Genomic DNA, 14064 nt, shown 5'->3' on the forward strand with positions numbered 1-14064 from the left:
CAGTTCATGAGCTTCAAGCCAAAGCTTGCCAGGAGGGGTTTGTTGTGCAAGAGAGCCATGAACGAGAAGGGAAACAGCGGCGGCTTGTTTGTCCTCAACATCTTCAAAATCTGTGCGAGCTGCAAGAAACAACAGAGTGCCGGTGGGGGAAGGGTTAAATCTGTTGCCACAATGGTTGTAAACACCCTCTAAAACCTGCTCTACAGGCGCTACAGCATAGCATCGGCGATACCCAATCAGAGTATTGTTTGCGTCTCTTAAAGCCAAATAAAGGGGACGATTTTGGAACCACTCTGCCATGAGTATATCGCGTTCATGTTTTTTGACCGAACACCAAGGAAAATTTGCCAAATCCCAAGGGTAATCAATTTGGTTCCAGCTTAACTCCTCGTCAAAGTCATCCATCCAATTGCCAATAAGCTTGCCTTCTTCTTTTGTGAGGGTATGATTGATTTCTGTTGTGCGTCCAAAGGAAAACAAAGTTCCCCCAGCTGTAAGACAGATGCCACTCTCAAAATCCAACATGCTGTCATCAAGGCGTGACATATTGCATTCAACAGCTCCAACATCATACCCATAAACACCACGACGAAAATCAGAGCGCAAACTTTTGGAAAGTCTCACGATTGCTTCAACGGCTTCAAGCTGTGTTCGTTCAGGCAACTGGTTAAATTCAAGTTGAAAGGAATTCCACCATGCACGCCCAGACCATGCGGGCTTAAAACGCGCGGAAAGCTCTAACCATTGAAGTCCCAACTCAATGGCGGCTACAAAGCCACGAATATTTTGCCATGCAAGTCCTTGGTCAATCAAATCATAGAGGTTTGGAACATAAGGTGTGAGTTCACCAAGTCCATATTCTTCAATAAACCATGGCAAAAAGCGGGGAGGGCGTGTGATCAGTTTTGCACGTGAAATCCCCAAAACAGCTCCATCAACATCTTGATGAAAGTTGCAAGCATCGGCAAGGCGTTTTTCAAATTCTGTTGCATGTGAGGGGAGGAGCGAGCCAACCATTAGCGCGCCCGCCCTTTAAAGTTTAAGGTGATTTTGCCAATCGATAAGATTTCTTCGTCACAAACTGCTCTGTCCTTTGTGGGTGTAATGGCAATCACTTTCTGGACACCAGGGATCATCAGTTTTGAAACCCACCACGAGAGGCTTAATTCACGACCAATGGCTTGTTCTTGTCTCCATGCTGCTCTTAAATTTGCCTCCATTGTCGTGAGAATTTTCAAAGATGTTTCCGGTAACAGCCAAACATCTGCTTCTAAGTCCAGCACTTTTTTGACAGCAGCATGCACAATAATCGTATCATTGGTCATGATGATATTTTTTCTGTGAAGAGCTTGTGAAACTGTTTGTAAGAGATCTTCAGAGGCTGTCCCTTCTTCATTATTACCAAAAAGAGCAACATAGATGGTTGGGTCTTTGCCTTTACGATAAATAATCGCATCCTTCACACGGCTATCGGCTGTTAAGGCGATAAGCTTGTAATAGGGTTCTGTTCCACTTCCGTTTCCTCCACGGGCATGAAGCTGTATGCGTTCACGATATCTCTCGTCACTTTCCCCTTCCATGCGGGCAATACCATGCCAGTTTCCTAAAGCATCAAGAGATTCACCGATTGCAAAATCAAGAATGTTGTTGCGTGCTGCCTCATTAATACGCTGTCTTAAAAGCAATTCTCGATAGCTAAAAGCCTCTATGACTTTTACGGCTGGATCACTTTCCAAAAATGTATATTCGGGTAAAAGTTCTTTTAAATGGGTCAGAACAGCTGCGCGGATTTCCTCAAAAGAAAGTTCTGTAATAATTTCCGGTTTTGCAAGCGCTTTACTCATTTTATCAATAATCCTTCCATGGTAATGGGCTTGCCGGATGGCAAATAAATGCCTTCAAAGGATAAAGAAACGTGTCCATTCTCACTCCTTTTAAAATCGATTTTTTTCACTTTAAAACGCGGTTCCCATTTGTCTAAAGCCTCAGCAACGGCGGCATAAAGGGCAACGGCAAAAGCATTATTCACTGGTGCATCAATGAGTTCTGCAACGCGTGAACCATAATCACGACGCATGACTCGTGTGCCAATGCGTGTTGACAAGATATCAATAATCGATTGCCGCAAATGCTCTATGCCAACCAAGGACTTTCCCGTTGTACGGTCCATTCCACTGTTCAATTTGGACCTCCTGTCATCGAGCCACCAGGGAAAACACCTCCATGAACATGGGTTGCTCCTACATTGGTGCCGTTATGCTTTAAGCTACTTGAATGAATGGAAACATTATTTCCAGAATGAAGAGAGAGACTATCATTCGAATTCAGTGAAATGTCACCACCAGCCTTCAAAGAGATGCCGCCCTTTGCCTTTAAACTAAGGTCACGTTCTGAAGTGATTTGTATGCCCTCCGGTGCGCTAAGCTCTAACTTACCAGCATCTCCTTTGAGTGATACGCCATCAGAGATTGTCAGAATAAACTTTCCACCCGATTTGATATTAAGGGCATAAGTATTTTGTTCATCGTCATATTCAAGGCTGGTTCCATCAGGGTATATCGTTCGGTGAATGCTGCCCTTATCGGCTGCTTGATTAGCATCGGTATGAATGGAACCCACAATCATCCCTTGCGATAAATCCCCTGATGATGAAACAACAATCACTTGCTCTCCAACATCGCGCCCTTCATAAGAGCGTGTTTTACCGGCGCGGGCTTGTGTGTCTGGAATCCAGTCACTGATAAGACCTCCAGTTTTTACTCGATAGCGTGCGTTTTTATGGTCGACATGGCTAATTTTCCCCACCACAACCATATTGGCTACGCGTCTCTTTAAATCGGTGATCTCCTTATCGCGCCGCTCTAACATAGCTACCTTCAATTTTATGGTATTTGTCTTCGTTTCCCACACCTGTTTCTGGTTTAAAACCGACAAGGGGTTTAACAACTCTTGCGGTTGCATTTCCTTCATCAGGGCAGGGGATATTGGTTATGTGCGTCACGTCAAAGGTTAAAATTGCACCGTGGAGTGCTAAAGCGCCATTATCACCAAAGGCAAAAGCAATATTTTGCAGGCGGCATGTCTCAACGGTGTTGTTAAGATTGGGGTTGGCATGGAAAATCTCTTCAACTTCCCATGCTAATTGGTCAACAAAGCGTGCACCCTCTTCACATGTTGCATAGCATTCAACATCTACTGTTAAAACACGCCACCTTAAGCCAAAATCATGTCCATCTTCGATGATTTCACTTTGCGTTGAGATATTAATAGCTGGCATTGTTTCAATAAATAAATTGAAATCGCGCATATTGAAAACATTATCACCAGCCACTATTTTTGCTGCCTTTATCAACGCAACAAATGTTTCTCTTATCGTCTCACGGGGGGGCATGGGGGCTCCTGTTCAATTAAGTGCATAAAATGATTGACTAGGATTAATAATGATACTATTATTGGTTATGAGTAATAAAGTTGAAAAAATAATCAGCTTGATGAAAGCATTACCAAAGAACATTAAGTTTTCAGATTTGTTGGCTGTATGTGTCTATTTCTTTGGAGAACCACGGAACAATGGTACAAGCCACTTTGTTTTTAAAACACCGTGGCTTGGTGATCCTCGTGTGAATATTCAAAAAGATTCTGGTAACAAAGCAAAAGCTTATCAAGTCAAACAAGTCTTACAAGCGATAGAAAGGATGAAACATGAACAATAATCATTATACATATCGTGTTTTGTGGTCGCAAGAAGATGAGGAATATGTCGGATTATGTGCAGAATTCCCATCCCTTTCATGGTTAGATGCTCAAGCAGAGAAAGCTTTAAAAGGTATTATGGACCTTGTTTCAGAAGTTGTTGAGGACATGCAACATAATGGAGAAGAAATTCCTGTGCCTTTGTCACATGGTAAATATAGTGGTAAGTTTCAATTAAGAATACCACCAGAACTCCATAGAAAACTTGCAATACAAGCCGCTGAAAATGGTGTGAGTTTAAATAGATATATTTCTTCTAAACTTTGAATCTTTTAAAAGTCTATACGTACTAAAAGAAAACTAATTCTTATGAAAACCTCTAAATTAAAACAAATACCCGTTTTCAAGACGGGTGAAGAAGCAGAAAACTTTGTTGATACTGCCGATCTTACAGATTATGACTTAACTGATTTTAAATCCGTTCATTTTGAGTTCTTACCTAAAGAAGTCTCTTGACTACCTCCCCACCTTTAACGATAGGGAGGGGAGTTTTGTTTTTAAGTTAAGCAACCTTTTTAATGGGGCTCTCGAAATTTGGTTCATAAGCGCGTAACAAAGAATCCATGCTATGCGGTAACTCTGAATCTCCAAAATCTGTAAGAATTGCTAAAATCTTTGTAATATTGGGTAGTTCATCCTGAAGTTTTGAAATCAAAACTTTTTCTATTACACTCATAGTGTCAACCAGAGCAGTACAATCTTTATCGCTCATATTTTCATGTCTAGAAAATCGAGATAATGCCATCCATAAGTCACATAAGAAGTTGGTATCTATCTTCATTGTACACCTCCATGGATTTGTTCTCTCAAACATGCCAATCCTCTAGATGTGATTTTCATTGAAGGCAGCACCTTTTCTGTACCATCCAGTCTTTGAATGGTAATAGCAGGACAGTCCATGAATCCTTTTTTTATCTTATCCTGATAAGGTAACAGAGGCGCCCCTGGAGCACGACGATACACCCAATCATGTTTACGCAAATAATCGGTTAAATCCTTTGGTCGTACCTCCAACATCTTTGCTGCTTCAATAAGACCAAACAATCCATCAGAGCGTTTTAAACCATCCAAAGCCTTTGCTTTTGGTGCTAATTCTGCAATGACATGATCTTTCTGCTCAATTTGACTTTGTAAATGGTTCAAGACACCAAGCAATGCTTCAGGCTTCGAATAGTCAACTTGTGGTGTCACTACTTGTTTCAAAAGCCGTTCACATTTGATAAAGTATAAACGAGCTTCTCTACCTTTCTTATTATTCTCAAGCATCGAAAGTTCTTTAGCTACACTTAAGATCAGGTGATAGTCTTTACGATTGTGACCACCCCTACCTTTGCTCCCCAAAATCGGGGAGCAAACAAAATCTTGGTTTTCTAATAAATTATATTTATTGATACGGTCAGTAATCCAAGTAGAGAAATCTTTTCCTATTTCCAAAAATGCATGTAACTCACGTGCATTTACCGTCTGAACGGTATCGCCATCAATTGTAGCTTTGTGTATGTCGATTAAATATTGTGCCATGATTTGGCTCCTATGTGCTTAAAGGTTTTTGATTGACACTCTATGAAGAGCGCCGGGTGCTCAAAAACACGGCACATAGCCCGTCGTTATGCCTTCCCCAAAGGGTATTGTATAGCATAACTACACCCGACAAATCTATTATATGCGAGTAACATATAATGAGTCAAAGCTTTTAATTGGCGGTGAAAAGACTGTTTCGGCAATCTATCCGCTATGTGTTTAAGGTGTTTTTGAGGCACCTGATTCGATTATTCATATTGTCGACATAATGTCAAGTGGCAATGTAATGTTTTTATAAAAGTAATCCGTTAAATCCTTTGGTCGCACTTCTAACATCTTTGCTGCTTCTATCAAACCGAACAAACCATCAGAGCGTTTTAGACCTTCTAAAGCTTCTGCTTTTGGAGTCAATTCGGCAATAACATGATCTTTCTGCTCAATTTGACTTTGTAAGTGATTCAAAACACCAAGTAATGCTTCGGGTTTGGAATAATCAACTTGTGGTGTTGTTACTTGTCTTTCCAATTCTTGCCAGCGGTCAATAATCTTTGCTCGTAAAGCAGTGCTGTAACCCGAAACAAGAATTAAACATTCACGCTTAGGTAAGTTATAACAAGGGCGGCTTTCACCTTTTGCATCAACGTAAGTACCGATAAAATCAACCAATCCAAATTTGGAGCCGTTAAGTTCTTCAAGCATCTTCTTGATATCACGCATAATATGTGCGTGCTGCTTTTTACACAAATCAGCAATTTCACGACTAGACATAGTTTGAGGGATAGCACTATTAGCAGTGCTTCTTTTAATTTCTATAAGAGTGTTCATGATGAACTCCTTGGTAATAGAGGTTTCTTAATGACACTCTAAGAGAGTGCCGGGTGCTAAGAAACACGGTACCAAGTCCGTCGTTATGCTTTTCCCAAAGGGTATTGTATAGCGTAACCACACCCGACAAAATCATTATATGCATGTAACATACAATGAGTCAAAGCCTTTAATGTGCGGAGAATAAACTATATCGGTAGTTCGTCCGCTTGGTATTTCCTACGGTGTTTCTTAGGCAACTGATTCGATTATTCATATTGTCGCCACATTGTCAAGTGGGAATGTGATATTTTTATAAAAATAATCAAAACTCCTTGCTAGACAAAGGTGCCTTATTATTTCTGTTCTCGCAAGATAAGCTTATACATACCGGATTCAGAGGCTTGGACATCTGTGACCACGAATTGCTCTTGAGAAGAGGGGGCTTTGTTGTTTTCAGGAGAGATGATCACAATACTATCTTGAGGTTTTGGTGGTAATCCTCCAATGTCATTGATACAAAGATCAAGTTCCTTTCTTGCAATTGTGGTAGAGATTCTGCCACCGGCGTCCGATTCCGAATGTTTAATGGTGTAAATCGCTGTAATTTGAAACGATTGTTGATTATCCTTTCGCGTGTAGATGACGGGTTGCCCAAAAGTGTTGCGCACGTCTTGAATCATTTTATTAAGCAACCCATGCCATCGCATGTTATTTTCCTTCACTGACCGCTTTAAAGAGCATTTCAGGACGCGTGCAAATATAAAGCGGATAGCTGTATACCTCCGGCTTTACCCATGCATTACGGTCGTTATCAACGATCAACATAGTGTAGAGCGGTTTTCCAACCGTGTTGGCAAAATCCAAGCTTTCTCCAGGAGAAAAGGTTTTTTGAAACACTCCCGGTGCATTGGCAGGCAAGAATTGACATTCATCAGGCTTAATGCCTATGGCGCGCTTTGTTCCAGCCTTCGCACTCACATTATAGTTATGAATACTCCGGTAATTAATGAAAGTCACACCCGCAAAGTCAAAACTGCCAAAGCTCCCAGAGCCAATCGAACTTGGTGTTGCAACTCCTCCAGCGCTATTCAAAGTTTGTGCAAGAGCTGTGTTGAGATAAGTCTCACGAATTGTTTTATGGTTTTTCAATTTGGAGAAAAATTCGTTTCCACAAAGCCCAATAATGCGTGAACGATCAGTGAATGCTCCCTTTGAAGCTTCAATCATTTTCATAATGACTTGATCAACATGATCAGCAACATTGGTTGTTTCATTATTTAATTTAAAGTCAATCGGCTTTGGTGGTGCGATTTCCCATTCCTTGTACCAATCAACAATCACTGAACCATCGGCATCAAGAACCACCCCTTGAACAGCGCCAAGTTGCATGTTTTCCCATGTCAATTCGATTTCAGAAATCAGTTTCTTTTGTTTTCTGGCAATATATTTCATTGCCGTCTCGAGTTGATCTTCTGTCCCAAATTCACGCCGGTTTTGGATTTCCTCTGATTTCACCGTGTCACTTTTGGCAATCCGTGTTGTTTTGAAAAACCGAAGATTACGCCCATCTCTATCACCTTCTGCTAAGGGGGCGCCACGTTTACTGGTTTGAATCAAGGACAATGTATTGTCACGTCTTTCAATACCAACCACTGTGGTGCTTGTTTCCACTTCCTCAAAAAGATCAAGAGAACTAATAAGTCCCGGTTGAAACTCATAGTTTTCAATCGCTTTCATCATTGTGGTGGCAGAGAAAGCGTCGTGTTTAAAAAAGTTCATATCCATGTGCGCATTCTCCTATCGCAATAAAATATTGTTATGATCTTCGAGAGACTGAATGGCAGCACTTTTTTGTTCATCTGTAATGGCATCTGGCCATAGCAATTCAGAAGCTTTTACAGTGCATAAGCGTGCTGTAATCACGGCACGTTGATCGGCTTGAGAGGCATCAACAGTGGCAAAAGAAATTCCAGCAGGGATTTGGCTGCCATCTGATGCTGCTGGATTAAGGGGGGCATATTTTTCTGATGCTGTAATTTTCCCCATGACAGTTCCTGCTTCAATGAAGGCTCCTGATGCAAAAACCACTTCTTCGTTTGACATATCCGTATCGTAGGGTCCAAGATAAGCGCCATTGCGTACGTCTTCATAAATAATATTATTCATTTTATTGCCCTCCAAGCTGTTTCCCATTTTGTATGAATTTTTGCCTTGCTCGTTCCATCACTGTGAGGAACCGTGGGTGATAATTTTAAAGATGAACTTTTCGAGACAGCAGCAGTTAAAACAACATTTTTTGCTTTCTCAACATTCATGCCGCTTTTAATGGCTTTTGCGGCATCAAAAGAAACGCCTAGGCGCTTTGCTTGCCTTTCAAGATTTATCAGTGCCTTGCCACGTTTTCTTTCCTTTTCAAGAGCAGCTTTTATGCTTTCTTGTTTATTTTCGTCCTCATCTTCGTCTTCGTTTTCTTCTTCATCGTCAAAGACTTCGGCATCTTCGTCAATGTCGCTCTCGTCCTCTTCATCTTCATCTTCGTTGATGATGTCGACGATCTTTTCGTCATCCTCTTCTTGGGCGCGGTATTGTGTGCGTGCCATGTGTTTTTTCCTTTTTTTGTTGATGTTGGGTTTTGTGATATGGAATCCGTTAAGGCTTCCAAAGCTTGCGCAAGGGTGCCCTGCGCATCTGCTAATCCAAGCTCTAAAGCTTGGGTGCCTATAAAAGTTTCTGCTTTTGTGTCACGAATTGTGTCTGCACTCAGAGGTCTGTTTTTTGCAACCCAATCAACAAACATTTCGTAGAGCAGGGCGCAATCGGCTTGCATTTTTATCTGTGCTGTATCGCTCAAGGGTTCGTGAGGATTGCCATGCGTTTTGTGATCACCTTCAAAAACAAAGGTCCATTTAAGCCCCTGTTTCTCATCCGCACGAGATTGGTCAAGATGGGCGCAAACAACCCCAATGGAGCCTACAACACTGGTGCGTGCAACCCAGATTTGAGAAGCCGCACAAGCAATGGCATAAGCCGCCGAGCAAGCAAATTCATTGGCATGCGCCCAAATGGGTTTATTGTATTGTTTTGAAAGTGTCTGAAACTCTTCAACCAAATCAAAGATGCCACCGGCTTCTCCACCACCACTGTCAATATCAAATAAGGCGGCATGAACATCAGGTTGTGCCATGGCTTTACGAAAGGAAGCTCTTAACCCTTCATAAGAAGTCAATCCCGATAAAGCTCCAAGCCACGCACTGCGGCGTACAAGCGTGCCATGAACGGGTATTATGGCAATATTGTTTTGTACTATATAAGTTTCAGGGGGTCTGAAAGCTTCTGTATTCTCTTGCGCAAAAGCTTTAGGGGAAAACTTTTCGCCTGCAAAAAGGCGTGGAGCAAGAGCATTCAAAATGACATCAAGTTTTGTCGAGGCAAGCATGTGTGGAACCCCAAAAAGCCGTGATGCCAAGAACGGCATATCAAGATTATTCACCATTTTTATGTGCCTCACTACCTTGGTTACTTTCATAACTCTCAGAAGTCTCTGAATCTTCATCATCAATCGCTTGATTTTCACCAGAAGGCGCTGCCATATCCGTGTCAAAAGATAAGCCGCGCGCACGAGCGTCTGTGTGCTCTTCTTGCAGTTCGGCATGAATGCTGTCGATATCAAAGCCGCGCTCGGCCAGTGCCATGCGTCGTGTTTTCAAGCCTGCACGAATTTCTTCTTTTTCCGCCGAGATATCCTTGTTTGGGTCAATCATTTCAAGGGGTGGTGCAAAGCTTTCACATTGAAGCCATGGCAAGGAATTTTCTTCCCATCCGGGTAAGTGAACGCGTCCAGAAAGTACTGCCATTTCAACAAAACGTTCCCAAACAATGTGGTTAAACTGAAAGGCAATGATATGTTCACGCCATTGTTTGACATGCCGTCTAAACTGAATGATAGAGGTACGCACATTGGAAAAATTACCGCGCGTAACGTCTCCAGTCACAACGGCATAAGGCATATTGAGAGCCGAGCAAATTTTTGAAATATTGCGAAATTGGAAAGCCTCATAAGAACCTCCAACCTCAACAGGGTTAGAGAATGTAACCTCTTTATTCTCTCCTAAATAAAGAGATGCACCGGGTGCAATGGCAGGTGCTTCGTATTCTTCTTCAACGTCGTTTTTATCACGATTATCGGATAATTTTGCGACGTTTGGGGAATTGTCCTTGACAAACGCCGCGAAAAGAGCCGCCGTCCTTTTTCGATCAAGTTCTGCATCATCATAGGATTCGAGTTGAAAGATCTTTGTCATACAGCGCGTTATTTTGGGAGAACCGCGCAATTGTCCGGCAATCCGGCGTTCTTTGATATGAATGACCATTTCAGTAGGCACACGTATGCGCTCTTGGCTCTTAAAGGCTCTGTTTGCAGGACAATCATCATAGGGATGATGTTCCCAGAAATGATAAGCAACGCGCTTACCACTGGCATCGAATTCAATTCCCATACGAATGTAATTGCCTTCAATTTCAGCAGGTCCATTATAGGTGAGATCCAGCATTTCAGTAGGATAAACTTGTAATTGAAGCGGCACACCAGAGCGCCCATAAAGGTCAACATAATGCAATCTTACAAAGCATTCGCCGGTTAAAAAGACCTCTCGTGCAATGGTTGCTTGCAGCCCATAAAAGCTGGCATCTTCGTCGTAGTCTGCTTCATCAGCCCATTGCCACCATAAGTCTAAAAGCTTTTTCTTTTCTTCTTGAAAACCTTCAATGCGAGGATAAGGTTTAATCCCATCACTGACAGCCGCAGAGACCCATTCTTCAGTCGCAGAACCGTAAAGAGCTTCATTGTCATAAAGCCATCTTGAACGGGCAACAATGGTATCACCGCATTCTTCAATCGCTTTATTGATATGTTTTTTTGCGGGATCAAAACCACCCATGCGACGGCTTTTGCTTGCCGCTTCAAAATGGGGATTGTGTTGACGAGAAATTGTAAAAAAGCCCGTAAGTTTATTGATAAAGCCAGCCATTAATAGCCTCGTGAGATATTAAAATAGAACACGCGTGAACCTTTACGCCCTTCAAGGTCCGCTATTTGCGTATTGATCATTTCAAGAGCTCTGCGCAGTTCCTCAACAGAGCGGTTGCTGACTTGCTTATCGCCGTGACGCACTGATTGCGCTCCCGAATAAAGAGCCTCTTCAATTTGTTCACGCCGCCTTTTTAAACTTTCCAGTCTGTTAATTTTGCTGTTAAATGGTCCTAAAGTTTCATCCACAAATCACCTCCAATCCCCTCGCATATAAGGATTCATCACTGTTCTGGATTGTTTCCTTTGAGGTTGTGCTATCTGAGATCTTCTTGGAGAAGTGAATGAAGAAATCCCAGATGTTGGTTGCTCTACAGAACTTTCAATTTTAAGTTTTTCCAAACGCTCTTCTAAGATATCGACTTCTCGATTAAGGTTTATTCCTGCCGAAATCAGACCTTGTAAAGCAGCATAAGCATAGACCCTACAGTCCAAGGCTTCGTTTCTTGCCTTTTCACTTTTTTGCCATTCAATACGCTTGAAGCCTTTAAAATATTTGATGACTTTTCTTTCAGCGGTTAGCTGGTCAAAATATTCCAGGTCAAGGCTTTTGTGAAAGTGTGTTGCACCAGCCCCCGTTGCTTCAGGACCCGATTTTTTAAATCGTGCTGTAATGATATCTTTTGCGGCATCAACCCCAACAATATAAAGATTAATCTGTCCTTTATTGTTTCTGCTTGGTCGGCGTGGCCATACCGCACGCCATCCCGCCTGTCCTTTAATACCCCAGATGCGCCGCCCCTCACGCGGGCGTACATAATTATAAACTGCCTGTGTATGTCCACCACCGGTATCAATACAAGCCGCTGTTATCCTAATCCCTTCTTTATAGCCTGGATGTGGCCAGCGTTTTGCAAGATATTCATCCAATTGGTCCCACACTTCAAAAGAAGAGGGATCACCAAGGATCACTTGATAATCAATATGCCAACTTTCTTCACTACGCCCCCATCCCACCACTTCAAGCTCTAAACGATCATTTTGCACATCAATGCCTGCTGTCAACACGACGGCTTGTTCTGGTGCAAGGGGATAGTCTTCGCGTTTTGCATAAAGGCTGTCTGGATCAACAACTTCGCCCGTTCTGTCCTCCCATGGCTCTCCAAGAACTGTATTAATAAAAACTTGCAAAAGAGCAGGGTCTTCTTTGGCTCTTAAAAATTCGCGCGCACAATCGCCCCAAGTCAGCCATGGGGAATAAAGCGCTGAAATATGGTAAGAACGCAGACGAGGCTTACTTGACTCCTGTGTTGCGATCCAGCAAGCACCGTTTTCTTCTGCCATTAAGGTGGACTTACGATGTTCGGCATGTTCATGACCACAATGCGCACAAACAAAAACAGCTTTTTCGGGGGCGCCTTTTTGCCACTTGATTTGTGACCAAAAAATCGGTTGTAGCGTACCACACGCATCACAAGGAACATTGTAATATCTCTGGTCACCAAGCATAAAATCCTTGGCGATACGGCTTGTGTCACGGTGTGTCGGCGTGGACAATTTAAAAATTTTACGTTGAATAAAAGCAGAAGTTCGTTTTTCAGCAATTGTTACAGGATCGCCTTCATTATCGACATTCAATGGGTAAGCATCGACTTCATCCAAAACCAAATAGCGAATAGGAGAAGAACGCAATCCAGCAGCACTATTTGCTCCTGTAATCATCAATGTCCCCCCATAAAATTCCTTTGAAAACATTGTATTTCCACTGTCTCTTGCACGAGCAGGAGCAATGCGTTCACTTAAAGCAGGGCTAGCTGAAATCATCGGATCAAGACGAGACTTTGACAGTTTCTTAGCGGTCTCAACGGTCGGCATCACATAAAGGGCAGGTCCTGGACTATGATGAATGGCATAACCACAAAAGTTCAATCCTGCCTCTGACATGCCAACCTGCGCTCCTTTCATGACAATGGTTGTTTCAATCGGTTTGTGAGAGGAAAGGTTATCCATGATTTCACGCAAATAGGGGGTGCGTTTTGTTCTCCACAATCCAGGTTCAGCACTTGCTACGGTGCTAAGGTATCTATTCTTATCCGCCCATTGCGAAACCGTGTATGGTGGGTCCGGTTGTCTTGCATCATTGGCATGGGAGAAAAATTCTGTAACAGCATTCTCATCCATTATTCATTCTTTGCTCGCCCCAAAACTCTCTCATTCTGGAGGTTGAGGATCATGATAAGGAACTGGAATATGAACAGCTTCAAGCAAAGCCTTTCGTATGTAATAATCAATGGCACCGATTAGGCTTGCAGCATCACATCCAACTTGTGCAGCAATGCTTGCACCAAATCGATGAGGAAAATTCAACATAGCGTCACGGTGTGCTCTTCCAAACTCACGCGCTGCTCTCTTGACTTCTTCACGGTCAACGGTTGTTTCGCGTAAGCGTTCAAGGGCAATCTTTTCGCTTTCAAGCGCAACTTGCATTCGCTCCAGTTTAATCTTGTATTCATTGGCACCCTCTGTAGAAACTTGTTTGATCTTTGTTCGCGGTTGGCCATCCGGTGCTAAAAATGGAGCAGGGCGTTTTGTTGGATTCTCATTCCAGATGCTTGTGGCAAGGGCTTCATTGACAGAACCATCTTCAAAAAGAGCCTTATCAAACTTCCCTGTCTTAAATCGAGAAACCACTGCATTAGGAGAAACACGCATCTTTTTGGCAAATGCACGAAGCGATAAACCTTTACGCGTTTTCTTATTCATAGTTGCTCCTTTCCTTCTTTTCTGTCCTAAGAAGGAGGCGGTTACGGCGTATTAGGATAAAGAGAGATTTACGGTACCAACTGAAAAACAAGATTTAATACGATAAGGAAATACTTAACACATTAAATTCGTTATTTATCAATGTGTTATGTGTACAATGTACAGTCAATTTAAAAATTCTGTCGCTAGCGATA

Annotated in this window: 19 protein-coding genes and 1 pseudogene; 3 read left to right on the top strand and 17 right to left on the bottom strand. The window is 42.4% G+C overall.

The features are described from left to right. From ACFIM1_RS08440 to ACFIM1_RS08460, 5 genes are all read right to left on the bottom strand, one after another. On the bottom strand, positions 1-1017 hold a 1017-nt coding region (locus ACFIM1_RS08440; RefSeq protein WP_375694597.1), incomplete at its 3' end, for a phage tail protein. Beyond that, positions 1017-1844, bottom strand: coding sequence for a baseplate J/gp47 family protein (locus ACFIM1_RS08445; RefSeq protein WP_375609580.1), 828 nt, complete (start codon positions 1842-1844; stop codon positions 1017-1019). The genes ACFIM1_RS08440 and ACFIM1_RS08445, both read right to left, overlap by 1 nt. Continuing rightward, complete coding sequence (locus ACFIM1_RS08450) at positions 1841-2182, bottom strand: GPW/gp25 family protein (protein WP_375609579.1); 342 nt, start codon at positions 2180-2182, stop codon at positions 1841-1843. The genes ACFIM1_RS08445 and ACFIM1_RS08450 overlap by 4 nt, the downstream gene beginning before the upstream one ends. Continuing rightward, a complete protein-coding gene (locus tag ACFIM1_RS08455) occupies positions 2179-2868 on the bottom strand; it encodes a phage baseplate assembly protein V (protein WP_375609578.1) in 690 nt (229 codons plus the stop codon). The genes ACFIM1_RS08450 and ACFIM1_RS08455 overlap by 4 nt, the downstream gene beginning before the upstream one ends. Further along, positions 2849-3391: a hypothetical protein gene (locus ACFIM1_RS08460; protein WP_375609577.1), complete on the bottom strand. Its 543-nt coding sequence runs from the start codon at positions 3389-3391 to the stop codon at positions 2849-2851. The genes ACFIM1_RS08455 and ACFIM1_RS08460 overlap by 20 nt, the downstream gene beginning before the upstream one ends. Before the next feature lie 49 nt (positions 3392-3440). Here ACFIM1_RS08460 and ACFIM1_RS08465 point away from each other — a divergent pair, with 49 nt between their 5' ends. Genes ACFIM1_RS08465 through ACFIM1_RS08475 form a run of 3 tightly spaced genes read left to right on the top strand, consistent with a single transcriptional unit; the run spans position 3441 to position 4209 of the window. After that, complete coding sequence (locus ACFIM1_RS08465) at positions 3441-3713, top strand: toxin HicA (protein WP_375609576.1); 273 nt, start codon at positions 3441-3443, stop codon at positions 3711-3713. After that, positions 3703-4020, top strand: a complete 318-nt coding sequence (locus ACFIM1_RS08470; protein ID WP_375609575.1) for a type II toxin-antitoxin system HicB family antitoxin — start codon at positions 3703-3705, stop codon at positions 4018-4020. The genes ACFIM1_RS08465 and ACFIM1_RS08470 overlap by 11 nt, the downstream gene beginning before the upstream one ends. A 42-nt stretch (positions 4021-4062) precedes the next feature. After that, positions 4063-4209, top strand: a complete 147-nt coding sequence (locus tag ACFIM1_RS08475) for a CopG family antitoxin (RefSeq protein WP_375609574.1) — start codon at positions 4063-4065, stop codon at positions 4207-4209. A gap of 46 nt (positions 4210-4255) precedes the next feature. On the opposite strand, the gene ACFIM1_RS08480 is transcribed toward ACFIM1_RS08475, so the two are convergent. The 12 genes and pseudogenes from ACFIM1_RS08480 to ACFIM1_RS08535 form a co-directional block, all read right to left on the bottom strand. Beyond that, complete coding sequence (locus ACFIM1_RS08480) at positions 4256-4534, bottom strand: hypothetical protein (RefSeq protein WP_375609573.1); 279 nt, start codon at positions 4532-4534, stop codon at positions 4256-4258. After that, a complete protein-coding gene (locus tag ACFIM1_RS08485) occupies positions 4531-5274 on the bottom strand; it encodes an antA/AntB antirepressor family protein (RefSeq protein ID WP_375609572.1) in 744 nt (247 codons plus the stop codon). Before ACFIM1_RS08485 ends, ACFIM1_RS08480 begins: the two co-directional genes overlap by 4 nt. A gap of 288 nt (positions 5275-5562) precedes the next feature. Continuing rightward, a pseudogene (locus tag ACFIM1_RS08490) lies at positions 5563-6099 on the bottom strand (Rha family transcriptional regulator); the annotation flags it as partial. A gap of 335 nt (positions 6100-6434) precedes the next feature. After that, positions 6435-6788 (bottom strand): hypothetical protein, encoded by a 354-nt coding sequence (locus tag ACFIM1_RS08495; RefSeq protein WP_375609571.1) that lies wholly within the window; start codon positions 6786-6788, stop codon positions 6435-6437. Between the two features lies 1 nt (position 6789). Then, on the bottom strand, positions 6790-7866 hold the full coding sequence (locus ACFIM1_RS08500) for a major capsid protein (RefSeq protein WP_375694601.1): 1077 nt from the start codon (positions 7864-7866) through the stop codon (positions 6790-6792). 12 nt (positions 7867-7878) lie between these two features. After that, positions 7879-8247 carry a head decoration protein gene (locus ACFIM1_RS08505; protein WP_375609570.1) on the bottom strand — a complete coding sequence of 123 codons (369 nt, stop codon included), beginning with the start codon at positions 8245-8247 and terminating at the stop codon, positions 7879-7881. Continuing rightward, positions 8244-8624, bottom strand: a complete 381-nt coding sequence (locus ACFIM1_RS08510; protein WP_375694603.1) for a hypothetical protein — start codon at positions 8622-8624, stop codon at positions 8244-8246. The genes ACFIM1_RS08505 and ACFIM1_RS08510 overlap by 4 nt, the downstream gene beginning before the upstream one ends. After that, positions 8507-9574, bottom strand: a complete 1068-nt coding sequence (locus tag ACFIM1_RS08515) for a S49 family peptidase (RefSeq protein ID WP_375609568.1) — start codon at positions 9572-9574, stop codon at positions 8507-8509. Before ACFIM1_RS08515 ends, ACFIM1_RS08510 begins: the two co-directional genes overlap by 118 nt. Further along, on the bottom strand, positions 9564-11108 hold the full coding sequence (locus tag ACFIM1_RS08520; RefSeq protein ID WP_375609567.1) for a phage portal protein: 1545 nt from the start codon (positions 11106-11108) through the stop codon (positions 9564-9566). The genes ACFIM1_RS08515 and ACFIM1_RS08520 overlap by 11 nt, the downstream gene beginning before the upstream one ends. Next, the gene (locus ACFIM1_RS08525; protein ID WP_375607156.1) at positions 11108-11356 is read right to left on the bottom strand and encodes a phage head-tail joining protein; all 249 of its coding nucleotides are present in this window, start codon (positions 11354-11356) and stop codon (positions 11108-11110) included. The genes ACFIM1_RS08520 and ACFIM1_RS08525 overlap by 1 nt, the downstream gene beginning before the upstream one ends. Before the next feature lie 3 nt (positions 11357-11359). Continuing rightward, positions 11360-13288: a phage terminase large subunit family protein gene (locus ACFIM1_RS08530; RefSeq protein WP_375609566.1), complete on the bottom strand. Its 1929-nt coding sequence runs from the start codon at positions 13286-13288 to the stop codon at positions 11360-11362. Between the two features lie 30 nt (positions 13289-13318). Beyond that, positions 13319-13870: a hypothetical protein gene (locus tag ACFIM1_RS08535; protein ID WP_375609565.1), complete on the bottom strand. Its 552-nt coding sequence runs from the start codon at positions 13868-13870 to the stop codon at positions 13319-13321. Between the last annotated feature and the right edge of the window lie 194 nt (positions 13871-14064).

This window comes from Bartonella sp. AC158YNML, assembly GCF_042196725.1.
Lineage (GTDB): Bacteria > Pseudomonadota > Alphaproteobacteria > Rhizobiales > Rhizobiaceae > Bartonella.

Bases quoted from the DNA above. Each gene is read 5' to 3' on its own strand.
- ACFIM1_RS08455 (WP_375609578.1), bottom strand. From the start codon at position 2,868: ATGTTAGAGCGGCGCGATAAGGAGATCACCGATTTAAAGAGACGCGTA.
- ACFIM1_RS08485 (WP_375609572.1), bottom strand. From the start codon at position 5,274: ATGGCACAATATTTAATCGACATACACAAAGCTACAATTGATGGCGAT.
- ACFIM1_RS08520 (WP_375609567.1), bottom strand. From the start codon at position 11,108: ATGGCTGGCTTTATCAATAAACTTACGGGCTTTTTTACAATTTCTCGT.
- ACFIM1_RS08505 (WP_375609570.1), bottom strand. From the start codon at position 8,247: ATGAATAATATTATTTATGAAGACGTACGCAATGGCGCTTATCTTGGA.
- ACFIM1_RS08460 (WP_375609577.1), bottom strand. From the start codon at position 3,391: ATGCCCCCCCGTGAGACGATAAGAGAAACATTTGTTGCGTTGATAAAG.
- ACFIM1_RS08475 (WP_375609574.1), top strand. From the start codon at position 4,063: ATGAAAACCTCTAAATTAAAACAAATACCCGTTTTCAAGACGGGTGAA.
- ACFIM1_RS08465 (WP_375609576.1), top strand. From the start codon at position 3,441: ATGATACTATTATTGGTTATGAGTAATAAAGTTGAAAAAATAATCAGC.
- ACFIM1_RS08470 (WP_375609575.1), top strand. From the start codon at position 3,703: ATGAACAATAATCATTATACATATCGTGTTTTGTGGTCGCAAGAAGAT.
- ACFIM1_RS08445 (WP_375609580.1), bottom strand. From the start codon at position 1,844: ATGAGTAAAGCGCTTGCAAAACCGGAAATTATTACAGAACTTTCTTTT.
- ACFIM1_RS08500 (WP_375694601.1), bottom strand. From the start codon at position 7,866: ATGGATATGAACTTTTTTAAACACGACGCTTTCTCTGCCACCACAATG.
- ACFIM1_RS08495 (WP_375609571.1), bottom strand. From the start codon at position 6,788: ATGCGATGGCATGGGTTGCTTAATAAAATGATTCAAGACGTGCGCAAC.
- ACFIM1_RS08535 (WP_375609565.1), bottom strand. From the start codon at position 13,870: ATGAATAAGAAAACGCGTAAAGGTTTATCGCTTCGTGCATTTGCCAAA.
- ACFIM1_RS08515 (WP_375609568.1), bottom strand. From the start codon at position 9,574: ATGGTGAATAATCTTGATATGCCGTTCTTGGCATCACGGCTTTTTGGG.
- ACFIM1_RS08530 (WP_375609566.1), bottom strand. From the start codon at position 13,288: ATGGATGAGAATGCTGTTACAGAATTTTTCTCCCATGCCAATGATGCA.
- ACFIM1_RS08480 (WP_375609573.1), bottom strand. From the start codon at position 4,534: ATGAAGATAGATACCAACTTCTTATGTGACTTATGGATGGCATTATCT.